At 67.1% G+C, this 24,242-nt stretch carries 26 protein-coding genes; 15 read left to right on the plus strand and 11 right to left on the minus strand.

The genetic code is table 11. The features are described from left to right. Nucleotides 1-97: 97 nt before the first annotated feature. The 3 genes from thrC (at nt 98) to BM113_RS06210 (ending at nt 3,437) form a co-directional block, all read left to right on the plus strand. Nucleotides 98-1,333 carry a threonine synthase gene (gene thrC / locus BM113_RS06200; RefSeq protein WP_089786295.1) on the plus strand — a complete coding sequence of 412 codons (1,236 nt, stop codon included), beginning with the start codon at nt 98-100 and terminating at the stop codon, nt 1,331-1,333. Nucleotides 1,334-1,829: 496 nt separating this feature from the next. After that, nucleotides 1,830-2,792 carry a TIGR03885 family FMN-dependent LLM class oxidoreductase gene (locus tag BM113_RS06205; RefSeq protein ID WP_089786297.1) on the plus strand — a complete coding sequence of 321 codons (963 nt, stop codon included), beginning with the start codon at nt 1,830-1,832 and terminating at the stop codon, nt 2,790-2,792. A 69-nt stretch (nt 2,793-2,861) separates the two neighbouring features. Beyond that, complete coding sequence (locus tag BM113_RS06210; protein ID WP_089786298.1) at nt 2,862-3,437, plus strand: gamma carbonic anhydrase family protein; 576 nt, start codon at nt 2,862-2,864, stop codon at nt 3,435-3,437. 92 nt (nt 3,438-3,529) lie between these two features. Here BM113_RS06210 and BM113_RS06215 read toward each other — a convergent pair whose 3' ends face one another. Further along, nucleotides 3,530-4,033 (minus strand): hypothetical protein, encoded by a 504-nt coding sequence (locus tag BM113_RS06215; RefSeq protein ID WP_089786465.1) that lies wholly within the window; start codon nt 4,031-4,033, stop codon nt 3,530-3,532. Between the two features lie 244 nt (nt 4,034-4,277). Between BM113_RS06215 and BM113_RS06220 the strand changes: the two genes are divergently transcribed. Both BM113_RS06220 and BM113_RS06225 read left to right on the plus strand, forming a co-directional pair. Continuing rightward, on the plus strand, nt 4,278-4,700 hold the full coding sequence (locus tag BM113_RS06220) for a universal stress protein (RefSeq protein ID WP_089786300.1): 423 nt from the start codon (nt 4,278-4,280) through the stop codon (nt 4,698-4,700). A gap of 84 nt (nt 4,701-4,784) precedes the next feature. Continuing rightward, nucleotides 4,785-5,000 carry a hypothetical protein gene (locus BM113_RS06225; RefSeq protein WP_089786302.1) on the plus strand — a complete coding sequence of 72 codons (216 nt, stop codon included), beginning with the start codon at nt 4,785-4,787 and terminating at the stop codon, nt 4,998-5,000. On the opposite strand, the gene BM113_RS06230 is transcribed toward BM113_RS06225, so the two are convergent. Continuing rightward, nucleotides 4,997-6,658, minus strand: coding sequence for a spermidine synthase (locus tag BM113_RS06230; RefSeq protein ID WP_089786304.1), 1,662 nt, complete (start codon nt 6,656-6,658; stop codon nt 4,997-4,999). The genes BM113_RS06225 and BM113_RS06230 overlap by 4 nt on opposite strands. Before the next feature lie 84 nt (nt 6,659-6,742). Next, nucleotides 6,743-6,985 carry a DUF8107 family protein gene (locus BM113_RS06235; protein WP_089786306.1) on the minus strand — a complete coding sequence of 81 codons (243 nt, stop codon included), beginning with the start codon at nt 6,983-6,985 and terminating at the stop codon, nt 6,743-6,745. Between the two features lie 108 nt (nt 6,986-7,093). Here BM113_RS06235 and BM113_RS06240 point away from each other — a divergent pair, with 108 nt between their 5' ends. Continuing rightward, nucleotides 7,094-7,555 (plus strand): polyketide cyclase, encoded by a 462-nt coding sequence (locus tag BM113_RS06240; RefSeq protein WP_089786308.1) that lies wholly within the window; start codon nt 7,094-7,096, stop codon nt 7,553-7,555. A 35-nt stretch (nt 7,556-7,590) separates the two neighbouring features. On the opposite strand, the gene BM113_RS06245 is transcribed toward BM113_RS06240, so the two are convergent. Continuing rightward, entirely contained in the window at nt 7,591-8,859 is a 1,269-nt protein-coding gene (locus tag BM113_RS06245) for a CobW family GTP-binding protein (RefSeq protein WP_089786310.1), read from the minus strand. 50 nt (nt 8,860-8,909) lie between these two features. Then, the gene (locus BM113_RS06250; protein WP_089786312.1) at nt 8,910-9,677 is read right to left on the minus strand and encodes a bacteriorhodopsin; all 768 of its coding nucleotides are present in this window, start codon (nt 9,675-9,677) and stop codon (nt 8,910-8,912) included. Between the two features lie 357 nt (nt 9,678-10,034). Here BM113_RS06250 and BM113_RS06255 point away from each other — a divergent pair, with 357 nt between their 5' ends. From BM113_RS06255 to BM113_RS06265, 3 genes are all read left to right on the plus strand, one after another. Next, a complete protein-coding gene (locus BM113_RS06255) occupies nt 10,035-10,331 on the plus strand; it encodes a DUF7990 family protein (RefSeq protein WP_007139966.1) in 297 nt (98 codons plus the stop codon). After that, nucleotides 10,331-11,293 (plus strand): ArsA family ATPase, encoded by a 963-nt coding sequence (locus BM113_RS06260; RefSeq protein WP_089786313.1) that lies wholly within the window; start codon nt 10,331-10,333, stop codon nt 11,291-11,293. The genes BM113_RS06255 and BM113_RS06260 overlap by 1 nt, the downstream gene beginning before the upstream one ends. Nucleotides 11,294-11,414: 121 nt before the next feature. Then, the gene (locus BM113_RS06265) at nt 11,415-13,259 is read left to right on the plus strand and encodes a carbon starvation CstA family protein (RefSeq protein WP_089786315.1); all 1,845 of its coding nucleotides are present in this window, start codon (nt 11,415-11,417) and stop codon (nt 13,257-13,259) included. 36 nt (nt 13,260-13,295) lie between these two features. Here BM113_RS06265 and BM113_RS06270 read toward each other — a convergent pair whose 3' ends face one another. After that, entirely contained in the window at nt 13,296-14,063 is a 768-nt protein-coding gene (locus tag BM113_RS06270) for a DUF8052 family protein (protein WP_089786317.1), read from the minus strand. A 182-nt stretch (nt 14,064-14,245) separates the two neighbouring features. Then, the gene (locus tag BM113_RS06275; protein ID WP_245757986.1) at nt 14,246-14,671 is read right to left on the minus strand and encodes a hypothetical protein; all 426 of its coding nucleotides are present in this window, start codon (nt 14,669-14,671) and stop codon (nt 14,246-14,248) included. Between the two features lie 758 nt (nt 14,672-15,429). Here BM113_RS06275 and BM113_RS06280 point away from each other — a divergent pair. Both BM113_RS06280 and BM113_RS06285 read left to right on the plus strand, forming a co-directional pair. Next, entirely contained in the window at nt 15,430-16,722 is a 1,293-nt protein-coding gene (locus BM113_RS06280; RefSeq protein WP_089786318.1) for an MFS transporter, read from the plus strand. Between the two features lie 138 nt (nt 16,723-16,860). Next, nucleotides 16,861-17,079, plus strand: a complete 219-nt coding sequence (locus BM113_RS06285) for a DUF8007 family protein (protein ID WP_089786320.1) — start codon at nt 16,861-16,863, stop codon at nt 17,077-17,079. Nucleotides 17,080-17,140: 61 nt separating this feature from the next. Here BM113_RS06285 and BM113_RS06290 read toward each other — a convergent pair whose 3' ends face one another. Beyond that, a complete protein-coding gene (locus tag BM113_RS06290; RefSeq protein ID WP_089786322.1) occupies nt 17,141-18,337 on the minus strand; it encodes a redox-regulated ATPase YchF in 1,197 nt (398 codons plus the stop codon). Between the two features lie 231 nt (nt 18,338-18,568). Here BM113_RS06290 and BM113_RS06295 point away from each other — a divergent pair, with 231 nt between their 5' ends. The 3 genes from BM113_RS06295 to BM113_RS06300 all read left to right on the plus strand — a co-directional run bounded on the left by BM113_RS06295 (nt 18,569) and on the right by BM113_RS06300 (nt 20,914). After that, nucleotides 18,569-19,339 carry a class I SAM-dependent methyltransferase gene (locus BM113_RS06295; protein WP_089786324.1) on the plus strand — a complete coding sequence of 257 codons (771 nt, stop codon included), beginning with the start codon at nt 18,569-18,571 and terminating at the stop codon, nt 19,337-19,339. A 301-nt stretch (nt 19,340-19,640) separates the two neighbouring features. After that, nucleotides 19,641-19,787: a hypothetical protein gene (locus BM113_RS22940; protein ID WP_177209108.1), complete on the plus strand. Its 147-nt coding sequence runs from the start codon at nt 19,641-19,643 to the stop codon at nt 19,785-19,787. Nucleotides 19,788-20,095: 308 nt separating this feature from the next. After that, the gene (locus tag BM113_RS06300; RefSeq protein ID WP_089786325.1) at nt 20,096-20,914 is read left to right on the plus strand and encodes a TrmB family transcriptional regulator; all 819 of its coding nucleotides are present in this window, start codon (nt 20,096-20,098) and stop codon (nt 20,912-20,914) included. Nucleotides 20,915-21,128: 214 nt separating this feature from the next. Here BM113_RS06300 and BM113_RS06305 read toward each other — a convergent pair whose 3' ends face one another. From BM113_RS06305 to BM113_RS06315, 3 genes are all read right to left on the minus strand, one after another. Further along, entirely contained in the window at nt 21,129-21,416 is a 288-nt protein-coding gene (locus tag BM113_RS06305; protein ID WP_089786327.1) for a hypothetical protein, read from the minus strand. 91 nt (nt 21,417-21,507) lie between these two features. Then, a complete protein-coding gene (locus BM113_RS06310) occupies nt 21,508-22,629 on the minus strand; it encodes a pyridoxal-phosphate-dependent aminotransferase family protein (RefSeq protein WP_089786329.1) in 1,122 nt (373 codons plus the stop codon). A 66-nt stretch (nt 22,630-22,695) separates the two neighbouring features. Beyond that, nucleotides 22,696-23,472, minus strand: a complete 777-nt coding sequence (locus BM113_RS06315; protein ID WP_089786331.1) for an NAD(P)H-hydrate dehydratase — start codon at nt 23,470-23,472, stop codon at nt 22,696-22,698. A 108-nt stretch (nt 23,473-23,580) separates the two neighbouring features. Here BM113_RS06315 and BM113_RS06320 point away from each other — a divergent pair, with 108 nt between their 5' ends. Next, nucleotides 23,581-24,216, plus strand: a complete 636-nt coding sequence (locus BM113_RS06320) for a phosphoribosyltransferase (RefSeq protein WP_089786333.1) — start codon at nt 23,581-23,583, stop codon at nt 24,214-24,216. Nucleotides 24,217-24,242: the final 26 nt, after the last annotated feature.

Genomic DNA, 24,242 nt, shown 5'->3' on the forward strand with positions numbered 1-24,242 from the left:
GCTCGCCACACTACTTAATACGTCCGTCCGTTCGGGGCGACGAGCGGACCGGTCGTATCGCCAAAGGTTTTGCCGCTCCGACGAGACGAGCACGCCAATGAACCGACGGCTGCGCTGTTACGGCTGTGGGCGGACGTACTCGATCGTGGAGTGGAAGCGCTGTGAGTGTGGGGAACCGCTGTGGTTCGACACGCTCGGCGAAACCGGCGCGGACGACGGCGAAGACACGAACGGCTTCGAATTCGACTGGCCCGACGAGGACTGGACCCCCGGCATGTGGCGATACGCGGACGCCCTCCCGGTTTCCGCGTCGGCCTCGAGCGGGCCGATCCCGGGGACGACGCCTCTGTTCCGCGCCGAGGGCCTCGACGAGTTCGCCGGCTGTCGCCTCTCGCTGAAGCCCGAGGGGCAGAACCCCACCGGGAGCTTCAAGGATCGCGGGACGGCCGTCGGCGTCAGGTACGCCGCGGCGGCCGGCCACGACTGGATCGGGACCGTCTCTCACGGGAATATGGCCCTGAGCACGAGCGCCTACGCCGCGGCGGCCGGCCTCGAGTGTGCCGTCTTCGTCCCGGCGGACACCCCGCCCGAACGCCTCGAGTTGATCGCGCGCCACGACCCGCACGTCTTCCGGGTCGAGGGGGACTACGGCCGGCTCTACCACGACACGCTCGCCATAGAGCGCGAGAGCGACCTCGACGTGACGTTCGTCAACTCCGACACCCCGCTGCGGGTCGCGGGCCAGAAGACGGTGGCGTACGAAATCGTCGAGCAGTACGGCCCCGACGGGCCGGACGCGATCGTCCTCCCGATCAGCAGCGGCGGGCACGCCAGCGGCGTCTGGAAAGCCGTCCGCGAACTCGAGGCGGCGGGGCTCCTCGAGACCGTGCCCCGGCTCTACTTCGTCCAGGCCGGCCCCTGCGATCCGGTCGCGACGGCCTACCGGGAGGGCCGGGACGCGGTGACCGCGATCGACCCCGGGGAGACGATTGCCGTCTCGATCGCCAACAGCGATCCGCCGAGCGGTACCCGCGCGCTGCGGGCGGCCCGCGAAACCGGCGGCGCGGTCGTCTCGGTTCCCGACGACGCGACCCGCGAGGCGATGGCGCGGCTGGCCGAGACCGCGGGCGTCTCCGTCGAACCCTCGAGCGCGGTCGCAGTGGCCGGCGTCCGTCGGCTCTCTGAATCGGGCGAGCTGGCTCCCGACGACGACGTGGTCACCGTGCTGACCGGTTCCGGATACAAGGAACGATACGACGTCGACGTCGACTCTCGCGCACGAACGATCGCTCTCGAGGACCTCGAGGACGAACTCGCGGCGATCACCGACTAACCGCCGTCCGTCGCTGCAGACGGGTTCGTCGACTGCCGCCGTTCTCGCCCCCCTCGAGGTTCGTCGCCGGATAGCCGAGTCTGGATGTATTATCAAGATGACTTTACTGACGAATCATAGTCGAGTCGACACAACAGAGGGAGCACCCCAGAAGAACGACTGTTTCCCGTCCAAAGGGCTCGAAAAGCATGATGAAGGCGCTCGAGAATAATAGGTGACTGCTGGCGAGGCTATCGAGTATAATTGGGAATTACGTGAGAAAATAGCCTCTTACGGGAGGGGATCTGTTCGAGGGTCGATCGATCCCGAGAAAACACAATATCTAGGCTACACTATAGGTGTGCTGTCATATGGGTGGGGGCCAGGACCACTCGGGATCGGTAGCACGGGCTCCCCTCGAGCGGAACGCCGTCGGCCGCTCCCTGCTTACGCATTCCGGGCGAGCGACGAAGTGTGGGGAGGGAGAACGCGGACGCGAGAGCGACCGGAGACCACAATGACGGAAATCGGCTACCACGCATCCCACGAACAGTTCGCGCCATCCGAACTGCTGGACCTGGTCGAACTCGCCGAGCAGAGCGGCTTCGACCACGCACTGGCGTCGGACCACTTCCATCCCTGGAGCGAGCGCCAGGGCGAGTCCGGATTCGTCTGGTCGTGGCTCGGCTCGGCGATGGAACGGACCTCGCTGTCTTTCGGCACGGTCAACGCGCCGGGCTACCGGTACCACCCAGCGATCGTCGCCCAGGCGGCCGCGACGCTGCGGGAGAGCTACCCCGGTCGCTTCTGGCTGGCGATCGGCAGCGGCCAGTTGCTCAACGAGGGGATCACGGGCACCGACTGGCCCGTCAAGGACGAGCGGAACGCCCGTCTCGAGGAGTCGGCCGAGGTCATGCGCCGGCTCTGGGACGGCGAGGAGGTCACCCACCACGGGCGGATCACCGTCGAACGTGCGCGACTCCACACCCGACCCGAGACGGCCCCGCCGCTGATCGGCGCGGCGCTGTCCGAGGAGACCGCCCGCTGGCTCGGCCGCCGCGGGTGGACCGACGGCCTGATTACCATCGGGACGCCCGACCGGGAGGCACTCGAGGATCGCATCGAGGCGTTCCGGGAGGGATCCCCGGACGGCGACGTCTACCTGAAGGTGCAACTCTCCTACGACGCCGACGAGGAGGCCGCGCTCGAGGGTGCCTACGACCAGTGGCGGACCAACTGCGTGCCGGGGCCGGTCACCCAGGAACTGCGGGCGCCCGCGGAGTTCGACGAACTCGGCGAGGAGATCAGCCGAGAGCAGGTGGCGGACAACGTCCGCGTCTCCGCGGACCTCGAGGAGCACCGCCGGTGGCTCGAGCGGGACCTCGAACTCGGGGTGGATCGCCTCCTGTTGCACAACGTCAACCGGGAGCAACGGCGGTTCGTCGAGGACTTCGGTGAGTCGGTGCTTCCGGAACTGTAGCGATCGGCGGTCGACGACGGCGACGAACGGCGACCGAGACTTATTAGGCTGATCGTGGTTCGTTCTGACATGGTCGACAGCAGAACCTACGCGTTCGAGGAATCGAGGCCCGAGATCCACGCGGATGCGTCGGTCAGTCGCGACGCGGTCGTCGTCGGCGACGTCACGGTCGCGGCGGACGCGAGCGTCTGGCCCGGCGTCGTGCTCCGGGGCGACGTCGAACCCGTCCGGATCGGTCGGGGAACCCACGTCGGCGACAACGCGACCCTGCACGCGAGCGCCGTCGCGGATCGGGTGATGATCGGCCACGGCGCGGTACTCAACGAGGCGACCGTCGAGGAGGGTGCACTCGTGGGATTCAACGCGACGGTAAACGCGGACGCCACGATCGGCGCGGGTAGCATCGTCGCCGCGGGTACCGTCGTCCCCGACGGCTACGAGGTCCCGCCGGAGTCGTTCGTCCGGGGGGTCCCGGCGGAAGTCACGCCGCTCGAGGAGACCGGCATCGACCCCGAGACGGTGTTCGAGGAGTACTCCTCGGGGGAGTACACGAACCTGGCGCAGCGACACGGCGAACTGTTCGACGGCGAGGGTGGGAGAAGCGGCGACGGGAGCAGTCGGGAGACCGGCGGTCGACACGACTGATACGGTTACTGGAAGTCATTTCCGGCGCAACCGCGACCCGGGCGGCGGTTGCGCCGGTAAATCGGTACAGCAATCCGTATGAGGAGCGGCTCTTAGCGGGTCTGCTCCGCGGACGCGCCGATCTCGAAGATCTCCTCGTACAGCGTCGCCGCGAGTCGATCCACGTTCTCCTCGGCCTCGTCGGCGTCCATCGTGTCGCCGACGCCCTGCCACTCGACGGAGAGACGCGCCATCGGCACGAGCGGGATCCCACCGACGGTCACGTCGCCGTCGGGGGTGTGGACGATCCACTCCGTTCGCATCCCGTCACCCGTCCGGGTGACGCCCTCCACCGTTCCGCCGGCCGCAGTCCAGCGCTCGACCAGTCCGTGTGTGAGTCGCCGTAGCTTGCGTTCGCCCAGCAGGTGGACACCGATCCCGCCGGCGGTCAGTACCGCGAACGCGACCGCGGCCATCGAAACCCCGCCGTAGGGTACGTTCACCGACGCGGCGAGCGCGGCCGTCGCGAGGACGAGTCCGATTACCCTGGCGTCGAACGCCGTCGGAACCGTCCCGCTCCAGTCGCGCGCCCGTTCGGCGGACTCCTCGAGTTGCATCTCGACGGTCACTCGCTACGACGGAGGGATAGTGGTTGGCCTGTCCGAGTGTACGCTTTATACGCTCGTCGTACTATTCACTCGAGACCGGGTTTCCGATCCGAGCCGTTCCCCAGACGCGTTCGAGGGGCGGGCCCGGATCGACCCGGTGCCGGACCCGCCACCGTCGGGGCCGGAGAGCGAACGCGCGATACCGGCGAAACCGGGAGTCGATTTTATTGTCACGCTACGCGAACTGTCGGACATGTATCGCGTACTGATACCGATCGACACCAGCGAAGAACGGGCCCTCGCCCAGGCCGACTACGTCGCGTCGCTTCCCGACGCCGCCGAGCGCGTCGAGGCGTACCTGCTTTTCGTCTTCGACGAGGAGACCGGCGACGTCCCCGACGAGTTCGACGCGCCCAAGTCGGTCGACCGGATCGGCTCGATCCGGACCGCGCGGGACCGCCTCGAGGAGGCCGACGTCGAGACGACGCTGTTCGAGGACAGCGGGGATGCCGCTTCGGACATTTTGGACGCGGCCGAGGCCCACGACGTCGATTCGATCGTCCTCGGCGGTCGGAAACGGTCGCCGGTCGGGAAGGCGCTGTTCGGCAGCGTCACGCAGTCGGTCGTGCTAAACACCGACCGACCAGTGGTCGTCACCGGGAGCGAGGCGGAGTGAGGCGGCGGGTTCGCGCCGGGGCTTAAAGCGATCACGCGTGAAGTCCGGCTCACTTCCGCAGTGAGGCCGAACGACGCGACCAGCATGGCTCGACGCTACGCCGGCGACGTCCGGTGGGGGTGGACCTGTCCGCGCTGTAACGCCGAGACGACCGTCACGCGGGACCCGTCTTCGGAGACGTTCCGCTGGGAGTGCGACCGCGAGGACTGCGAGACGCTCGGCTTCGGCTTCCGCTCGAGGCGCGCGGCCAGAATCGGGCTCCGGGAGTTCGCCGAAGAGTACCGGGACGTCTACCGCTAGGCTCGGTCGCCGGCCGCGCTCGATCGCTCGATTTCGGCCGGTACGGCGGCCACGGCGGGTTCACCCGGGCGGACTGGCTCGATGCGCTCGCGTTGCTCGCCCGGCCCGCCGGACTCGCTCGACTCCTCGATGACGTACCGCTGGCCCAGCATCGGGTCCAGCAGGCCCTCGACGCCGCCGCGGTCGTCGCGCAACACCGGCGCATCGGCCGTCTCCGGCTCCGGCAGACGGTTGGCGACCGCGTCCTCGAGGTCGACGCCGAGATCGCGCCGCTGCTCACGCTGCTCGAGTTCCGCCGTCGAGACGGCCCCCTCCCCGTTCGTTGCTACCAGCTGGACGTTCTGTATGGCGTCCGTGTCGGAAGTGCGGAACGCGTACGTCTCCGGGAAGACCTCCGCCATGGTCTTGTGCTGGGCGCGGTAGAACGCAGAGCCCGCGCCGCTGGGCGAGGCGATGACGTTCGCGTGGAAGATTCCGTCGTCGGCAAGCCGGTCGGAGACGAGTTCCATGAACTCGACCGTCGTCAGGTGGAACGGGACCTGCTCTTGCTTGTAGGCGTCCAGTACGATCACGTCGTAGGTCTCGTCTGTCCGCTGGAGGTACTGCCGGCCATCCCCCGTGTGGACCTCGAGGTCGTCGTTCGTCTCGTGCTCGAGGCCGAAGTACTCGCTCGCGGCGTCGGTCACGTCGGGATCGATCTCGACGACGTCGACGGTGACGTCGTACCGCTCCTCGAAGTCCTGTGGGCCGGTGTAGCCCCCGCCGCCGATAAACAGCACCCTGTCCACGTCGTCGGGATCGTCGGCAAGCAACATCGGCAGATGGAAGTACCGCGTGTAGGTGAAGACGTGCCGGTCGGGGTCGTTCAGGTCCATCGCGCTGTGTCTCGCGCCGTCGAGGTACATCGTCCGGACGTCGCCGTCGTCGACGATCTCGAGGTGCTGGTAGGGCGTCTCCGTCTCGTGGACGACGTCGCCGCGGTAGTCGTAGACGGCCGGGCCGCCGACGGCGGCGACGAGCAACACGGAGACGGCACCGATCGCGGCTAGGGTCCGGCGCGAGGGACGCGGGAGCGAAATCGCGAGCGCGGTGGCGACGAGGGCCAGCCCGAACAGGACACCGATCCGGTCGACGGTCAGGGCGGGAATGAGGACGAACGTGGTTGCGGCCGAGCCGACGATGCTCCCGATAGTGCCGAGCGCGTAGACGTGGCCCGACGCCTCGCCGGTGCCGACCTTCGCCGAGAGTTCGGCGGCGTAGGGGCTGATGAACCCGAGCAGGTAGGTCGGCGGGCCGAAGAGGAGAATCACTGAAGGTAGGGAGGCGTACCGCGGCGGGAGCGCGAGCGTCGACGTGTAGGTCAACAGGAGGTCGCTGGCGTAGACCACGACAGCGACGTAGACCGCGGTCCCGAGCAGGATCCAGGCCATCTCGCGATTGGTCGCCGTCGCCGCCCGCTTGCCACCCTGCCAGTACCCAAGGCTCAACGCGACGAGGAAGACCGTCAGAATGCCCCCGACGGTGTAGATGTGGCTGCCGAACTGGGGAGCGACGATCCGGACGGCCAGGATCTCCAGTCCCATGCTGGCGACGCCGGAGACGAAGACCGCCAGTTCGGGTTTGCTCGGCCGATACGATCGGATCGTTCGCCCGTCCATCAGCGGAATCGACGGCGTCCGTCCGTGAGTACCTGTCGCCTCGCTTCCGTCTCCAGGTCCCGGGATCGGGTCCGAGCCGGCGAGTCAGCTCTCGGCGACCACGAGCGCGAGCACGAACAGCCCGATGGCGACGACGGCCACGTTCCTCGTCGTCAGTGCAACCGCACCGATCAGGTCGGCTGCCCAGACGAGCAGCCAGGCGAACGTCGCCGACAGTACTGCGTTGAGCACGAGCACGACCCGCGGATCGCCGCTCGAGGACTCGAGCCCCTCCCGGAACCCCTCCCGATCCTGGCGTCGATCTCCTCCACGGTCGGAGCCGGCCATGCGTCGATACGCGTGCGGTGAGCACTTAGGGATTTCCGTGGCCTCAGTTCCGTGCCCGTCGTGCCGGGTGTCCCCGATCTTTACGTCGAACCGCGCGAACGTGACGGTATGCGGGAGGTTTCGGTATCACGGACGATCGACGCGACCGAGCGGGAACTCCGGGCGTGGCTCGAGCCGGCCAGGATCGTCGAGGCCGAGGGGAGTTTCGACGTCGCGGCGGTGGAGCCGGCAGACGAGCGGGACGTGGATGGTGACGTGAACGCGATCGGGGAGGAAGACACGGACTCAACGATCGTCGTCGCCAGCGGCCCCGGAATGCAACTCCCGTTGCGCTTCGAGAACCGGAGCGGAACGATCTACTACACTCAGGAGGGCGAGCGCGGTCCGTTCGACCACATGGAGACGTGGATCGAACTCGAGCCGGCGGCGGACGGGAGACGAACGGAACTGCGGATCCGCTCGTCGGTCTCGCTCGCCGCACCGCTGCCGTTCGGCGACCGCATCGCGGCTTGGAAGCGGAAAGGGGAGCTGAACCGTGCACTCGGGGCGGCCGAAGAGGCGTTCTCGTAGCTGCCGGCGGTAGGACGAACACGGGACCGACGGCGCTACGGCGCCCTGATCGTCGCCTCCTCGCCCTCCTCGGTCGGGAACGGCTCGGCCTCGAGGTCGGTCGCGCGGCCCCACTCCTCGTCGGTGACCAGACACTCCTCCATGCGTTCCCGGAGCCGTTCCTCGTCGTACTCGCCCCCGATGACGACGAATTCGGTCCGCCGGTCGCCGTGCTCGTCGTGCCACTCGAGGTCGGGTCGGTTCGACCGGTACAGTTCCCGGTCGAGTTCCGGAAGGGCCGCGATCCACGGGCCACGGACGGTCGCTCGCACGGAGGGGCCGGCCTGCGAGACGTCGACCCGCACGTCGCTGCCGGCGAGCCAGACGAGCCCTTTCGATCGGACGACGCCCGCGGGGAGGTCCCGGAGGAAGGCGGCGAACCGTCCGGGGTGGAAGGGACGGCGCCGCCGGAAGACGAAGGAGTCGACGCCGTAGACCTCGTCGGGGTGGCGGTGCTCGTGCTCGTGGTCGTGCTCGTGCTCGTGGTCGTGCTCGTGCTCGTGATCGTGTCCCCCACCGCCGTGATCGTGGTGACCGTCGTCGGCCTCGAGTTCCCGATGCCAGCCCGCCAACTCGCCCAGTCGATCCGGGTCGAACAGGTCCACGCCGAGGAGGTCGTCGGGATCGACCGCCGAAAACTCCGTTCGACGGATCTCCGCGGACGGCTGGAGCGCCTCGACCAGCGCCTCGGCCTCCTCGAGTTCCGCCTCGTCGCAGAGATCGGCCTTGTTCAGCAGGACGACGTTCGCGACCTCGACCTGTTCGATCCACAGGTCCGAGAGGGGACGGTCGGCCTCCCTTTCCCCCTCGCCGCGGCGTTCGGGCGTCCCCTCGCCCGCAAACGCGTCCAGGAACCGCCGGGTATCGAGGACTGTCACGAGGGCGTCGACCTCGTAGAGCGCGGCCACGCGCGAGGTCGTCGTGAACAGCCGGGCCACGGGCTCCGGCTCCGAGATGCCGGAGGACTCGACGATCAGGTGGTCGAACTCGCGGTCGCGGGCCAGTCGGACGACCGCCGTCTCGAGGTCTTCCTGGAGTTCACAGCAGATACAGCCGTTCGAGAGTTCGGCCACGCCCCCGTCGACCTCGAGGTCCGAGCCCTCGGCGACGAGTTCCGCGTCGACGTTGACCGCGCCCATGTCGTTGACCAGGACGGCGATGTCCCGGTCCCCGGCGTTCGACAGCAGGTGGTTGAGCAGCGTCGTCTTGCCGGCTCCGAGCCCGCCCGAGAGGACGGTGACGGGGGTCGTGCTCGTCGGTGACATACCGAACGGGTTGTCGCTCGAGGGGTAAGAAGCGTTGCGTCGCGGCGAGGTCAGTCGGCCGGTTCGCCCGGGTCCGGGTTCCTGTTGGCGGTCCCGGGTTCGTCACCAGTCCCGCCACTTCCGCCGCCGAAGAACGGGAGCAGCGTCGTCGACGCCGCGGTCTTCTCGAGCGCGGCGACGTTCCGGAGCACGAGTCCGCCGAACCCGAGCAACAGCACCAGGTCGACGTACGTCGCGCCGATTTGCCCGACGAAACTGTCGGTCAGCGCGAGGTTCTGCTCCGAGACGATGCCGAGGACGATCAGCCCCGCCCAGGCGAGCAACACGAGGTACTCGAGTTTCCGGTAGAGCAGCGTCCGGCGCTCGTCGACGCTCGCGGCCGACCGCGCGACCGGGCCGACGAGCAGGGAAACGAGGCCGACGAACGAGGCGAGGATCACCAGCGAGGCGATCGACCCCGCCGTCCCGCTCAGGATCCAGCTCGCGAACGTCGCCCAGAGGGTGCCCATGCTACACGCGAAGACGGCGACCGTTCGTTTCGGCCCCGCGTCGGCGACGGCCCCGAGTACGTAGCTGATCCCCGCCCAGGCGACCGTGTAGCCGACGAACCTGACGACCGATTCTTCGTTCGTCGTGACGGTACCGATCTCCGCCCGCATGAGCAGGTAGGTCACGCTCATGGCCCCGCAGGCGAGCACGGTCGCGTAGCCGTACCGGCGGACCGACGGCTCGAGGCGTCGCGTCGCAACCAGCAGGCCGACCGCGCCCAGGCCGAGCAGTGCACTCGAGACGAGGTAGATCGTCGCGTGTGAGATCACTGTCCATCACCCCGGTCGGGGAGTTCGGCGCTCGCGCTGGCCGTCGATCCCGGCCCCCGTCTCCGCGTCGTTCGATCGCCCGTCCGATGCAGCCGTTCGTGTCGCGGGTCGTCGATCATCGTATCCTCCTGTCTCCCGAAAGCGATGCGGCGCGGCCGTTGGTCGCCGAGCCGTCCTGTCGACCCGGCTCCGCGGCGGTCGCGCTGCCCCCTTCGTATCTCTAGCACCCGAACGGCCGTACAAAACTATTGTTGCCGACATTCCGGGAGCGCGGCCCGACGGCTCGTCGCCGCCCGCGACCGGGGTCGGCCGCGGGACGCGACATCTTTTTGTCCCCGCCGACGAGCATGATGACTGATGACACTTGCCGAGCGGATCGACGCGTTCCGCACCGCGCTCGAGGAGTGGCTCCGGGGGCTCTACCACGGGATGATCACCCATCCGGCCTACGAGAAGATCGAGTCGGAAGCCGAAGACCTCGAGGACGCGTTCATGCTCGCGTGTTTCCCCGACGCCTTCGGGGTTCCGTCGCCCGTCTCCTACTACACGTCGGAACTGCTGCCGTACCTCGAGGACGAGTTCGAGGCCTGGGAGCGGCGGCTGTGGGACCGGAGCACGATCGTCGAGAGCAAGGGCCGCCAGTACCACTTCTGATGGACCGACACGTCTTCTTCGGGGGGAAAGGCGGCGTCGGCAAGACGACCGTCTCGGCGACGTACGCCTACAAGTGCGCGGAGTCGGGCCTCGAGACGCTCGTGGTGTCGACCGATCCGGCCCACTCCCTGAGCGACCTCTTCGACCAGTCGTTCGCCGACGAGCCCCGATCGGTGGCCGACGTCGAGGGCCTGTCGGCGATGGAGATCGATCCCGAGGAGGAGGTCTCGCGCCACCTCACCGACGTCAAACGGAAACTCTCGGACCAGGTGTCTGCGGCGATGGTCAACGAGGTCGACAGACAGATCGAGATGGCCCACGGCACGCCCGGCGCGTACGAGGCCGCGCTGTTCGACCGGTTCGTCGAGGTAATGCGCGAGAACGACGGGTACGACCGGATCGTCTTCGACACCTCGCCGACCGGCGGCACCCTGCGACTGCTCTCGCTGCCGGACTACCTCGAGGGGTGGATCGACCGGCTGATGGCCAAGCGCCGCCAGAGCATCGACCTCTACGAGCGCGCCGCCCTCGGCGACCGGGAACCCCGACGGGTCCTCGAGGGCGACCCCGTCCTCGCCCACCTCCAGGAGCGCAAGGAGTTCTTCGAGTACGCCGGGGAGACGCTGCGCGAGGAGGCGTCGTTCTACCTGGTGTTCAACCCGGATTCGCTGTCGATCCGGGAGACCGGCCGCGCCATCGACCGACTGGCCGAACAGGACCTCGCGGTGCGGGGACTGGTCGCCAACCGGCTCACCCCGTCCCCCGACCCCGACGAGGAAGGCAGGGGTGCCCGATACCTCCGTGCCCGCGTCGAGACCGAACGCGAGCGCCTCGAGACCGCGCGAACGGAACTCGACCCGCCCGTCGTCGCGGAAATCGAGAGCCGCGTCGAGGAAATCCGCGCGGATCGGCTGGACGAGGTCGCCGAGGACCTCGCCATCGAGGTCTCGGTGGAGGCGTAGCCGGGCCGACCCCGATCCCGTCCTCGTATTTGCTCGCCGCGTTACACCTTCTGGGGCGTGTTGGTCGGCCACATCCCACATGATTTATATACCTATACGCTGATCCCCCGAGTGGGAATCCATGACAGGGGTAATATGGATCGTGGTCCTTGTGGTCGGGTTGTTCTCCGCCGGGTACGTCGGGTACGGACGATACCTCTCACAGTTCGTCGAACTCGACGACTCGCGGGACACGCCGGCGCACAAGTATCAAGACGGGCAGGAGTACGTACCGGCGAAGAAACCGGTGTTGTTGGGGCATCACTTCTCGAGTATCGCGGGCGGCGCGCCGATCGCCGGCCCGATCACGGCGGCGTTCATCTGGGGCTGGGTCCCGGCGGTGCTGTGGGTCGCCATCGGTAACCCGCTGATGGGTGCCGTCCACGACTTCATGGCGCTGTCCTCGAGCGTGCGTCACGAGGGCAAGTCGATCGGGTTCATCATCGGGGAGTACATCGGCAGGCGGGGGAAGAACATGTTCCTCCTGTTTGCCTTCCTCGTGATCATCCTCGTGGTGGCGGTGTTCGCCCTGCTGGTGGCGATAATTCTGGACGCCTACCCCCAGGCGGCGACCGCGAGCCTGATCTACATCGGGCTGGCGGTGGTCTTCGGGGTCTGGCTCTACCAACTGGACCTACCGCTCTCGGTCGGGACCCTCCTCTTCGTCGCCGGCATCTTCGGTAGCGTCTGGGCGGGCCTGCAGTTCCCCGTGGCGCTGTACGAGCCGAGCGGCTTCGCCGACGAGGCGTTCGTGTTGCTGTCGGGCAGCGGCGAGTGGGTGCCGGGCGCGGGCCTGTTCGGCGCGAACACGGCGATGTGGATCATCGTGTCGCTCGTCTACGCCGCGCTCGCGAGCGTCCTCCCGGTGTGGGTGTTGCTCCAGCCCCGGGACTACCTCTCGTCGTTCCTCCTCTACACGGGGGTCGGCGGGACCCTGCTCGCGATCGTCGTCGGCACGATCCTGGGGACGACCGAGGGCGGCGCGAGCGCACTCCAGATCGAGGTGCCCGCCTACACGAGCTTCATGGGCGGCCCGCTGATCGACGTCGCGATGCCGCTTTTCCCGCTGCTTTTCATCACGATCGCCTGCGGGACGATCAGCGGCTTCCACTCGCTGGTCTCCTCCGGGACGACCGCGAAACAGCTCAACAAGGAAAGCGACGCACGGACGATCGGCTACGGCGGGATGCTCGCCGAGGGCCTGCTCGCGGCGACCGCGCTCTCTGCCGTTTCGGTGATCGCGGTCACCGAAAGCGGCGTCAGCGGCATCGGTGCGGCACTGCCGAACTTCGCGGAGGGTGGCGGCCTCATCCTCACGAGCTTCGGAATCCCGCTGCTCACCGGGGAGGTGTTCATGGCGCTGGTGTTCGTCAGCTTCCTGCTGACGAGTCTCGACACTGCCCTGCGACTGGGGCGGTACATGGTCGAGGAACTGGTCGGGACGCCCGAAACCCCAGTCGAGGAGACCGCTGCGAACAAGTACGTCAACACCGGTATCGCGACGCTCGCGGCGTTCCTACTGGTCTCGAGCGGACAGTGGGAACAGCTGTGGCCCCTGTTCGGTGCTTCGAACCAGCTACTGGCCGCGCTGGCCCTGCTGGCTGCGACGGTCTGGCTGGCCAACTGGAAGGACACCAAGCAGCTACTGACTACGGGCGTGCCGGTCATCGTGATGACGTTCATCACCATCTGTGGCCTGCTGTGGCTGGCGTTCGTCGAGAACCTCCAGCGGACGTTCCTCAGCAGCGAGTGGATGGCCGAGGCCACGGCCCTCGAGATGGGCTCGAGCGCGATGCGACTGGTGCTGGCGCTGGTGCTTGTCTGGCTCGCGCTGTCGATCATCAAGATGGGCTACGACAACGTCCAGTCGGCGCGCGATAACCTGCTGAGGACCGACGAACCGGCGGTCGGAACGGACGACGACTGACAGCGCCGACCCGATTCGGTTTTTCCCCGCGTTACGCTACAACGAGACGAGCCCGCGAACGCGGGCGAGCAGCCCGCCGTCACCGTCTTCGAGGTCCTCCCACAGGGCGAACGCCCCGTCGATCTCGGTCCGGTCGCTCGCGACGATCTCCTCGCGGTCCGGCGCGACGACACAACAGTGGATCTCGTAGTGGCCGTGGAAGCCAAAGCGGAGCAGGGTCCGTTCTTTGAAGCCGTCGACGAACGAGCGGACGTCCGCGGGTATCTCGGGGACGACGAGCACGAAGGTGAACTCGGTCGCCCGGTGCTCGTCGTTCGGTTCGACCCGCTGGTCGGCCAGTTCGTGGCCCAGTTCGACCAGTTCCTCGATGTCGGCGACCGAGACGCTCGCCCGGCGGTCGGCGTAGAGGAACTCCCGCATGTGGTGGTTCGCGTACTGGACCGACGGGTGGAACATGTGTTTGCTGCTCTCGACGCGGAGTTCGCCGCGCATGGCGAACCGGTCCTCGTGCCGGGGTCCACGGCCACGGGGGCCGGCTCCGCCGACCGCGGGATCCACGCGGACGTCCTTCTCGAGGTCGTACGCGTGCATGAGTCGGTCGGCGACTCGGTCGAAGTACTCGTCGTCCCAGTCGGGGACGGCCTCCCGAACCTCGGGCGGGAGGTCGGGGAGGTCGTCCCCGCGGTCTCCGCCGTCCCCGCCATCACCGGTTCGATCGCCGCCCGGCCGGGTCGCCGTCCCGGTCGCGTCGTTCGTGCTCCCTGTCGCCTCCCCGGTGTCGATCTCGTCGTTCCCGTGTGCCATAGTCTCGAGTTTTCGTCCGTTCCGATGGGAGCGGTCGTCCCGTCTCCCCGTCCTCGCGCTCGCTTGTGTGGATGAATACCACGGCCAGACCAAAAGTCCGTCGGGCGGCCCCGCTCGGGGTCGGGCGGACACCCCCTGACCCCGACCGCCGGCACACCTTGCCCGTCTCGGAGCGGCCTCCCTCAGCCGAAAGCAGCGACGAGCGTTCCGTTCTCGAGCGGATCGGGGGCGGTCGATTCGAACTCGTCCCGGTTCCTCCGATCCGCTTCGGGGAGGGGGACTCGAGCGACCCCGGTCTCGTCGACCGCGTACACGACACCGCCGGGCGCAACGTCCGATTGCCAGACGGTTCCGGTCCCGTCGCTTCCCGTGGTCGCTGCGCCGATCCGGAGGAGAAAGACGGAGACGATGTCGTCGTCCCGATCGAACGTCTCGCGTTCCAGCACGCTGTAGGAGATATCGAAAACGTGTCCGGACCCGTCGGGACCGCACAACGCGTCCTTCCGTACGTATGCCTCTTCGAACGCCTGGACGTAGGCGAGGATTTCGTCGCGAGCGAACGCGGTGGGTCGATCCGGGTACGGGACGGTTTCTGCGGTCTCGAACACTTCGGTGTCACCGCTTCTCTCGATTTCGACCGGTTTCGACCTTTTCGTACAATCCGGTCTGGTGACTCCGGTGGCAACGTGCTCAACAACCGTCCTTTCGTCGGTACCTTTCGTTTTCGAACTGGTATCGTCCTGCTCCGAACTGATGGCGGGGGAGGCCACACATCCTGCAGTCGCGACCGGGACCGTTCCGACGGCACCGAGTAACGTTCTCCGTTTCATCGCCTGAATCGAGTATTCGGACCGTCATAAAGCGCAGTGCAAGGTGAAATCACTCTTTGGATGGCAGCTCCAACCCCCGCGTCTCGGATCGAGGAGTGATACGGGTTACTGTCCGTCAGTTCCGGCGCACCCGCTCTCGGGTCGCGGTTGCGCCGGTACAGGACAGCAATCCGTAATCCGTGCGAGGCGATCTCACGAATCAACACATATATAACTGATCCATCAGTTTGTACTGACGAGTGGTTCTATGATCTGCCGGATTACGGTTCGTCCGGTGTTCGATCCCCGTTCGCCGCCGGCGGCCGAGCGGGCCCGATAGCAGCAGCATTCGGGTCCGTTTCGCTACCTCCTCGGTAGCTGCAGTTCCTCTCGACAACGCACACGCACATGCCGACATTCGCCGAGTCTCCGGTGTATCGCCGGGGCTCGTACGACCACGACCACGACTACGATCGCGTACTCGCACTCGAATCGAAACCGAACCACTCGCAGGCACCACTCGAGAATTCGGCGGCGCTCGACGGGGGTGAGCCGCGGTGATCGCCGGCGAGCGCTCGCTGTGGCGTAATCGTAAGTTCCGGCGGTTCTTCGCCGGGCAGTTCGTCACGAACGCCGGCGATAGCCTCTATACGGTCGCCGTCCTCTGGCTCGCGTTCGAACTGAGCGGCTCGAGTCTCGTCACGGGGGCGTTGAACGCGATACTGCTGCTTCCGTGGCTGTTGCAGATACTCGCCGGGCCGCTCGTCGATCGGCTGCCGCTCAGGTCCATCCTCGTCGGATCGCAGGTGGTCCAGGGCCTCGTCGTGCTCGCCCTGCCGCTTACAGCAGCGACTGGACACCTGAGCCTCGGTGTACTGTTCGCCGTCGCACCGGTCCTCATGCTCGCGACGCTGCTGATGTCGCCGATGGAGTCCGCCCTCCTCCCGCGGATCGTCGCCGAGGAACGGCTTTCCGACGCCAATTCGGCCCTGGCGACGGTGACGCTCGGACTGGACATGGTGTTCGATGCCCTCGGGGGCGTCTTCATCGCCCTGTTCGGGGCGACGACGCTGTTCCTGGCCGACTCGATCACGTTCGCCGTCGCTGCACTGCTGTTCGCCGGCATCACGATCGGGACCCCCGCCGACCGGGACGCCGTCGACGTCGACGACGCTGCACCGTCGATCGAATCGGTACTCCGGTCGTATCGATCGGATCTCCGGGCTGGTATCGACGTCCTCCGGGGAACCGCCTTCATCGAGTTGATGCTGACGACCGCCGTCGCGAACTTCACGACCGGCGTGACGCTGGCGATTCTCCCTGCGTTCGGCGATGGTCTGGGCGGACCCGCTGCCTACGGCCTGCTACTCGGGGCGCTCGGTATCGGTCGCCTCGTCGGTTCGATCGTCGGTCCGTACGTCGAAGGCGTCCCCTACGGAACGGTCCTCGCCTCGCAGGCGGTGGGCGCGGGGTGCTGGGTCGCAGCGGTCGTTGCCCCCTCCCCAGCGGCCACGATCGTTCTGTTCGGTCTCGCGTGGGTGCCCTCCGGCGCATCGGGCGTGCTTTCGGCGACGCTGAACCAGCGCGTGTTCCCACCCGACCTGCTCGGTCGAGTCTCCGCGACGAAGGGAACGGCGTCCGGAGCGACGCTTCCGCTGGGCTCGCTCGTCGGCGGCGTCATCGCCGAGTCGCTGGGGACGACGACGACCATGGCGCTGGCCGCGAGCGGCTTCGGCTTTACGGCCGTCTACGTCCTGTTCCGTCCGCGACTTCGACGGCTTCCCCCCGTCGACGCGGCTACGCCGAGCGACTTCGGTCTGGAACTCGAGACGGACGAACCGACGGAGTAGCAGGGGGAGCTTCCGGTACTCGGAGAGCCGGTACCGCCTCCGATCGCCTGCTCCACCCCTTCGGCGCACTCGACCCGTCGAACCGGTCGGCGGGAGCGTTAAGGGGATCGGCTCCGTACCTCTATGCGAGAAACCACCATGGGTGAGAAACGGGAAGCCTGCGGTCGCTGTTCCATGTCGACGGCGGTCGACGTGGCACGCTCCGGCCACGAGGATGACGAAGAACCGGATCCGTTCGGCGAAGCCCGCATCGAAGTCGACGCCGACGAACTTCGGACGGTCGCGCCCGGCGCGTGGTTGTCGGGGGTCTCGAGTCGGCTCAACGACGCCATCGACCGGTTCACCTGGGACCGATAGCGATCCGGCGTCCCGCTCGAGCATCGAACGGCGACGACTGCCCGCTCGAGCCGTCGCGTTCTCAGTTCGTCGTGACGACTTCGATCACGTCCCGGGGTTCGACCGTGTAGTCTTTTCCGAGCTGGCGGTTCGTCCGACAGTCGATCGCGTGAAGGAAGCCGTCGCCGATGTCCGAGTGGAGGCTGTACGCGAAGTCCTCCGCGGTCGACTCCGGCGGGATCAGGTAACAGTCGGGCAACACCTCGCCGCGTTCGTTGCCTAGGCCGTTCGCACCGCCCGGGAAGACGGGCGTGACGCCAAGCACGTCGAACAGCGCGGTCTCGAGCGCCGCCTGGACGCCGGTCGCGCCGTACTCGCCCAGAAACTCGCGGATCTGTTCCAGCCCCTGCTGCTGGTCGTCCGAGACGTCGCCGACGATCTCGAAGTCGGCGTCGCCGGGCCGGTAGTCCACGACGCCGGCCTTGTCGGCGGATTTGAGCGCCTTCTCGGCGTGGGCGCTACAGGGGACGAACGTGAGGTGATCGTAGTCGGGATCGGCCGTGATCTCCTCGTAGTTGTCCTGGGCCTCGGGGAGGTCCATCTTGTTCGCCGCGATGACGATCGGCTTGGTCTCCTTGCGGATCTCGCGGGCGAGTTCGAGTTCGTCCTCGTCGTCCCACTCGCCGGGGTCGAAGCCGACGTCGACCCGGCGGATCAGGCGCTTGATCTCGTCTTCGTTCGTCCGGAACGCGCTCATCTGCTCGGCGAGTTCCTCCTCGATGTCGTCGTCCTCGGTCGTGTAGCCCGACTCGTAGCGCTCGATCCCCTTCTCCAAGACGTCGAGGTACCACTGGTCGAGTTCCTCCTCGAGGAAGTCGATGTCCTCGCGGGGGTCGTGGCCCTCGGTCGGTTCGCCCTCGAGGTCGGTCTCCCCCGAGAAGTCGACGACGTGGACGAGTACGTCCGTCTCGTTCAGGTCGGTCAGGAACTGGTTGCCCAGGCCTGCGCCCTCGTGTGCGCCCGGGATGAGGCCGGCCACGTCGACGAGTTTGGTCGGGACGAACCGGGTCCCGTCGTCGCAGTAGCCGACCGACGGGGTACACTCCTCGTCGAACTCGGGGGCCGCACAGTCGACGCGGACGTAGGCTTCGCCCACGCTGGGGTCGATGGTCGTGAACGGGTAGGCCCCTTCGGGCACGTCGTTCATCGTCGCCGCGTTGAAGAAGGAGGACTTGCCGACGGAGGGTTTGCCGACGAGTCCGATCCGGTACGTACTCATTGGTCGTTGCAGGTGAGATCGGATTAAACCGGTTTCCTTCCCGGGCCGGAGTGGCATGAGAAAACGTATCGCGACGGATCGAGGCGTCGTTACGGTACTGTGAGCGATCGATCGTCGCCGAAAACTCCGCCGAGGACCCGTGTCGACGTGCTCGAGGCGCCCTCTCCGACGGCGAGCGAACGGTTGTCACACCGAAACATATCAACGAGGGGTACTAACCGATCGCCTATCATGTCCGACAACCGGCGGGAGAACCGACGGCTGTGGAACGAGTGGAGCGACGATTTCCAGGCCCGGTGGAACGCCAACACGGCCGACGGGGAGTTGCCGCCGGCCCCGTCCCCGTTCGCCCCCGACGCCCCGGGTGGCCCACAGCCCGAGGTTCTCGAGACCGTCGAGGGGAAAGACTACGTCGAACTGGGGTGTGGCGGCGGGCAGGGCAGCGTCGGAACCGCCGACCTCGGGGCCGAGACCGTCGTCGGCGTCGATTTCTCCGGCGAACAACTGCGACACGCGAGGCAGTTACGGGCGTTCTACGGCGTCGACGCGCAGTTCGTCCAGGGGGACGTCACGAACCTGCCGCTACCTGACGACCGCTTCGACGTTGCCTCCTCCGAAGCGGTCTTCCAGATGATGGCGGACCTCGAGGAGGCGCTCCGCGAGGCGCGTCGCGTCCTGTGCGAAGGCGGCGTCCTCGTGCTCAGCGTCCCTCACCCGCTCCACGAAATCCTCGATCCCGAGGCGGCCACCCTCGAGCGGAGCTACTTCGATACCGGCCGCCGGGAGATCGCGATCGACGAGGAGTACGAGTCGGACCTGGTCGTCTTCGACCGCACCGTCGCCGACCTCCACAACGCCCTCGTCGACGCCGGGTTCGACGTTCGGCGACTCGTCGAACATCGCCATCAAAAGTTCGAGGCGAACGATCCAGAGGACCTGGACCTTCCGGAAATCCTGTGGAAGGTACCACAGAGCGTTCGCTTCTGGGCGGTCGTGCGATAAGAAGGGGATCCGAAGGTCGGCCCCCTCGGTCGAGTATCGAGCCAGTCAGTACGGCTGAGTTCCGCTACCCAGGCGTTCACTCAGTTAATCACAACAACAGTAGCGCGTGAAAACCTCGCCTCTTTAATCGTGTTGCTATCCAAATAGGACTATCGGAGGATGACAGATGAATGAAAAGGCATTCGATGCGTTAGCTCACGGACAGAGACGCAAAATACTGTTTTCACTGCTGGATCACAACCCGCAGGATCCATCGAATCTGTCCAACGTCCCGTGGGACATCCCCGAAAGGGACGAAGCGATGATCGAGAAACGCCACGTTCATCTCCCCAAACTGGTCGATTACGGTTACATCGAGTGGGATCGAGAGGCCGCGGTCATCACGAAGGGTCCGGAGTTCGACGAGATCCGGCCGCTCCTCGAGTTTTTGAACGAACGCGACGATTGACAGCGGTCCGGTCCGGCGGAGAGAGTTCCTTTCCGGGTTCGTGCCGACGAAGAGCGATCCAGTTCTACAGTATCGACGCCGCTTCGTCGTCGGAGAGAATGGTATGCCCCATCGTGGTTGGGCCGTAACGGGGCACACCACTCTGACGGATCCGTCCCAGCCTCAAGTAGTTTGTGTGATAATCCGAGTGAAAACTCTCTACGGGCTGAACCCGGCGAATTCAATCCATCGAAACCGGAAAACAGGAACCTTTTCCCCTCCAGGGGCGATAGCTGGCACGTTCGGATCGCCGGACACGTGGTTGGGCCATGACACAGGATACGACTACCAGCGAGGCGGTGAGTCTGTTGCAAGAACTCGGACTACAGGAGTACGAAGCACGATGTTTTCTGGCGTTGACGCAGCTTTCGAGCGGAACGGCCAAGGAGGTTCACGAGATCTCCGAAGTGCCACGGACGCGGGTGTACGACGCCATTCGGGTCCTGGAATCGCAGGGGCTCGTCGAAGTCCAGCACTCGAGTCCCCAGCAGTACCGTGCGGTCAGTATCGCCGAGGCTACCCGGACCCTTCGTCAGAAATACTCCGACCGGATCGAAACGCTCGAGACGTATCTCGAGACGATCGAGCACCGCGAATCCGAGTCGGACAACGACCAGGTCCAGGAAGTGTGGTCGCTGGCGGGCAACGACGCGATCGATTCTCGAACGCTCGATCTCATCGACGACGCGGAGTCCGAGGTCGCACTGCTCGTCGTGGACGAAGCGCTCCTGTCGGACGCGCTCTTCGACCGACTCCACGACGCGGTGGAAGACGAGATCTCGATCGTACTCGGCGGGGAGACCGAAGAGATCACGTCGCGACTGGGGGCGGAACTCCCGAACGTCACCACGTTCGAGACCGGACTGGACTGGCTCACCGGGCCGTGGGCCGACCACGAAGTAGCGATCAGCCGGATCCTGCTCGTCGACCGGGAAACGCTGCTGATCGGCTCGTACTATCCGAAGAGTGCCGACGGCGCGGAGAGCGAGCAGGCAGTCTATGCCACCGGGCTCGAGAACGGAGTCGTCGTCCTTCTCCGTCGACTGATCTCGTCCGGATTGCCGGCGACCGGTGATCCGACGAAGTGATACTGTCGGACAGATGTCAATACGAAGTCGATGGTGAATTCGGCGTCGCCAACGGTGACGACGCCAGGGGAACGATCGGCTTCACGTAGTTCCGTCCAACAGTACGCGGGGAGTGGCGGACGTCTGCGATACGCAGTACGATCCACGGATCGAAGAAACGGTCCCCGGTCGTTCGAATCGCCGGACCGGGTCCGACGGCGGGACGACGGAACGGTTACTGATTCGACTTCGAGATCCCGGTCCAGCTCCAGCCCGCGAGCGCGACCCAGATCAACACCAGCACGCCGAAGGCCGCCCACTGCTGGGTTTCGCTCTCGGCGACCGGCGCGAACACGCCGACGAGGCCGGTGGCCTGCAACATCGCGACGACGAGCAACACCAGCCCGAGGATGGAGACGGCGGCGATGCCGAGCCAGTTGCGTCCCATCCATTTGTTCCCTCGTTCCGCCTCCGTTCTGTCGGTCGTCGGCTTCTGCGTCGGTTCCTCGTCGGGACTGGACATACCCACAGGTATCGCCGTCGCGGGGGAAACGGTTCCACCTGCAGGTTCCGGCCGCGGCCGGGCACGGCCTCGGCGGTCACGTCTCCCCCGGTTACGCGAGGACGTCGGCGAGCACGTCCATCGTCCGTTCGACGCGATCGACACGTGCGTTGTGGCCCATGTGCCCGATCCGGAGGACGTCGTCCTCGAGGTCGCCCAGCCCCGTCGCGAGGACGACGTCGTGTTCCTCGCGCAGCGTTTCCTGTAGCTCGCGGGCGTTCCCGTCGACCTCGAGGGCGGTGACCGTCGGCGAGCAGTCGGCCTCGCTCTCGGGGTAGGTCTCGAGGCCCAGTTCGGCGGCGCGCTCCCGACAGACCCGGGCGGCCTCCTCGTGGCGGTCGAAGACCGAATCGAGCCCCTCCTCGAGCAGCAGATCGAGGGCGGCATCGAGCCCGTAGAGGTTCGCGGTCGCGTGCGAGTAGGGGAACCACTCGTCGTCGACCGCGGTCCGCCAGGGCTCGAGGTCCAGGTAGTACTCCGGGGTTTCGACGGCCTCGATGCGCTCCCAGGCCCGGTCGCTGATCGCACAGGTCGTCAGCCCCGGCGGCGCGCTGAAACACTTCTGGCTCGCGCCGAGGCAGACGTCGATCCGGTCGGTCGGCACGGGCGTCCCGCCGAGCGAGGAGACGGCGTCGACGACCGAGACGATGTCGTACTCGTCGAGCAGGTCCAGGATCGGCTCGAGGTCGTTGAGCGTTCCCGTCGGCGTCTCGCAGTGGACCATCGTCGCGACGTCGAACTCGATGCCCGCGTCGGCCGCGCGCTCGATCGCGGTCGCGACCGCGTCCCGGTCGAGCGTCTCCCGCCACGGCCCCTCGCAGGTGACCGGCTCGCCCCCGTGGGCGTCGACGAAGTCGGCGAACCCGTCGCCGTAGAGCCCGTTCGAGAGACAGAGCACCGCATCGCCCTCCTCGACGAGCGAGGCGACCGCGGCCTCGAGGCCGAGGATGCCCTCGCCGGCCAGGACGGCCGCGTCCGACTCGACTCGGCCGTCGGCACCGTTCCGGCCCGCGCCGTAGACGGTCTCGAGTTTCTCGGTCAACTCGCGGTAGAAGTCGACGAACTCCGGTTCGACGTCGGGGTTCGGCATCGGTTCGGCCATCCGCTCGCGGACGGCGTCGGGGACCTCGGTCGGACCGGGGGTCATCCGGAATCGGTCGCGGTAGTCGCTCATAGCGGTATCCGGGTTCCGTGGCGGCATAAATCCACGACACCGGCGGCCCCGTCGTCCGTACTTCCCCTACCGGATGGTGTCCGGGATCCGGTCGATGACGTCCGTCGCGACGACGCCCGGCCCGTACTCGGCCGTCGCGAGTTCGCCGCTCTTGCCGAGGATCCAGGCCCCCAGCTCCGCCGCTTCCTCGCGGTCCATCCCCTGGCCCAGCAGGGAGGCGGTGATTCCCGCGAGCGTATCGCCCGTCCCCGCGACGGTCAGCGCCGACGTTCCCGTCGCGTTGTGCTGGCGGTCCCCGTCCGCGATGATCTCGTCCACGTCGCCGGTCAGCGTGATGACCGCGCCCGTCTCCTCCGTAACGGCCTCGAGCGAGCCGTAGGTTTCTTCGAGCGGATCGTCCTCCGAGCCGCTTGGCGTGAGGACGGCGTTCGAGAGGTCGGCCTCGAGGGCGGGTTCGATCGCGAGCGCGTCGACGACGACGGGGAGGTCGACCGCGTCGATCGTCTCGCAGACAGCATCGGGTTCGGCGTCGACCAGCCCCGGCCCGATGACCAGCGCGTCGGCCCACGCGGCGACCTCGCGGGTGCGCTCGTGGGCCTCCGAGCCGAACCGCTCGCCGGGGTAGTAACTCGCCAGCAGGTTCGGCGAGTGGCCCGCGACGACGTCGTAGATCGGTTCCGCGACGAGCGTCCGGACGTGATCCGAACCGGTACGAAGCGCGGCCCGGCCGACGAGCGCGGGCTGGTTCGGATAGTCGATGCTGCCGCCGACGACGGCAACGCGGCCGCTGTCGGCCCCCGAATCGTCGGACACGTTCGACAGCGTTCGCTGGAGGCGTCCCATACGTCCCGTCCAGAGGCGGGCCGTGTAGGGGTTCGGCAGGCGTGTTCCGGCGACCGTACCGTCGCATGCCACGACAAAACATAGTACGTGGCCGTCGTAGGAACGCCCATGACTGCCTTCGACGACAGAACCGACGCCGGCGAACGGCTCGCAGCGGAACTCGAGCGCCAGGGACTCGAGGCGGACGTCGTTCTCGGCATTCCCCGCGGGGCGTTACCCGTGGCGCGGCCCGTCGCGGACGCGCTCGGGGCCGACCTGGACGTCGTGGTCGCCCGGAAGATGGGCGCGCCGAACAACCCCGAACTCGCCCTCGGGGCCGTCGCCAGCGACGGCAGCGTCTGGTACAACGACGGTCTCGTCGATCGGCTGGACGTCTCCGAGACGTACCTCGAGGAGATCCGCGAGGAGGAGGCCGAGAACGCCCGCAAAAAGGCGGACCGGTACCGCGACAGGGAGGAGCTGCCGGACCTCGAGGGCGAGCGCGTGGTGGTCGTCGACGACGGGGTCGCGACCGGGGCGACGGCGAACGCCTGCCTTCGGCAGGTCCGGGAAGCGGATGCCGCGTTCGTCGCGCTGGCGGTCCCCGTCGGATCGCCGCGTTCGATCGCCGAACTCGAGGACGAAGCGGACGAGGTGATCGCGCTCAGGACGCCGGAGAACTTCCGGGCCGTCGGCCAGTTCTACCGGGACTTCGGCCAGGTGACCGACCAGGAGGCGATCGAGTACCTCGAGGGCGACGGCTAGCACCGCCGCTCGAGCGGTCGGAGAGG

The organism is Natronobacterium haloterrestre, from assembly GCF_900112205.1.
Classification (GTDB): domain Archaea; phylum Halobacteriota; class Halobacteria; order Halobacteriales; family Natrialbaceae; genus Natronobacterium; species Natronobacterium haloterrestre.

Bases quoted from the DNA above. Each gene is read 5' to 3' on its own strand.
- thrC (WP_089786295.1), top strand. From the start codon at position 98: ATGAACCGACGGCTGCGCTGTTACGGCTGTGGGCGGACGTACTCGATC.
- BM113_RS06305 (WP_089786327.1), bottom strand. From the start codon at position 21,416: ATGTCCAGTCCCGACGAGGAACCGACGCAGAAGCCGACGACCGACAGA.
- BM113_RS06220 (WP_089786300.1), top strand. From the start codon at position 4,278: ATGTATCGCGTACTGATACCGATCGACACCAGCGAAGAACGGGCCCTC.
- BM113_RS06315 (WP_089786331.1), bottom strand. From the start codon at position 23,472: ATGGGACGCCTCCAGCGAACGCTGTCGAACGTGTCCGACGATTCGGGG.
- BM113_RS06215 (WP_089786465.1), bottom strand. From the start codon at position 4,033: ATGCAACTCGAGGAGTCCGCCGAACGGGCGCGCGACTGGAGCGGGACG.
- BM113_RS06225 (WP_089786302.1), top strand. From the start codon at position 4,785: ATGGCTCGACGCTACGCCGGCGACGTCCGGTGGGGGTGGACCTGTCCG.
- BM113_RS06235 (WP_089786306.1), bottom strand. From the start codon at position 6,985: ATGGCCGGCTCCGACCGTGGAGGAGATCGACGCCAGGATCGGGAGGGG.
- BM113_RS06285 (WP_089786320.1), top strand. From the start codon at position 16,861: ATGGGTGAGAAACGGGAAGCCTGCGGTCGCTGTTCCATGTCGACGGCG.
- BM113_RS06255 (WP_007139966.1), top strand. From the start codon at position 10,035: ATGACACTTGCCGAGCGGATCGACGCGTTCCGCACCGCGCTCGAGGAG.
- BM113_RS06230 (WP_089786304.1), bottom strand. From the start codon at position 6,658: ATGGACGGGCGAACGATCCGATCGTATCGGCCGAGCAAACCCGAACTG.
- BM113_RS06205 (WP_089786297.1), top strand. From the start codon at position 1,830: ATGACGGAAATCGGCTACCACGCATCCCACGAACAGTTCGCGCCATCC.
- BM113_RS06300 (WP_089786325.1), top strand. From the start codon at position 20,096: ATGACACAGGATACGACTACCAGCGAGGCGGTGAGTCTGTTGCAAGAA.
- BM113_RS06290 (WP_089786322.1), bottom strand. From the start codon at position 18,337: ATGAGTACGTACCGGATCGGACTCGTCGGCAAACCCTCCGTCGGCAAG.
- BM113_RS06210 (WP_089786298.1), top strand. From the start codon at position 2,862: ATGGTCGACAGCAGAACCTACGCGTTCGAGGAATCGAGGCCCGAGATC.
- BM113_RS06260 (WP_089786313.1), top strand. From the start codon at position 10,331: ATGGACCGACACGTCTTCTTCGGGGGGAAAGGCGGCGTCGGCAAGACG.
- BM113_RS06295 (WP_089786324.1), top strand. From the start codon at position 18,569: ATGTCCGACAACCGGCGGGAGAACCGACGGCTGTGGAACGAGTGGAGC.
- BM113_RS06310 (WP_089786329.1), bottom strand. From the start codon at position 22,629: ATGAGCGACTACCGCGACCGATTCCGGATGACCCCCGGTCCGACCGAG.
- BM113_RS06320 (WP_089786333.1), top strand. From the start codon at position 23,581: ATGACTGCCTTCGACGACAGAACCGACGCCGGCGAACGGCTCGCAGCG.
- BM113_RS06270 (WP_089786317.1), bottom strand. From the start codon at position 14,063: ATGGCACACGGGAACGACGAGATCGACACCGGGGAGGCGACAGGGAGC.
- BM113_RS06240 (WP_089786308.1), top strand. From the start codon at position 7,094: ATGCGGGAGGTTTCGGTATCACGGACGATCGACGCGACCGAGCGGGAA.
- BM113_RS06245 (WP_089786310.1), bottom strand. From the start codon at position 8,859: ATGTCACCGACGAGCACGACCCCCGTCACCGTCCTCTCGGGCGGGCTC.
- BM113_RS22940 (WP_177209108.1), top strand. From the start codon at position 19,641: ATGATCGAGAAACGCCACGTTCATCTCCCCAAACTGGTCGATTACGGT.
- BM113_RS06265 (WP_089786315.1), top strand. From the start codon at position 11,415: ATGACAGGGGTAATATGGATCGTGGTCCTTGTGGTCGGGTTGTTCTCC.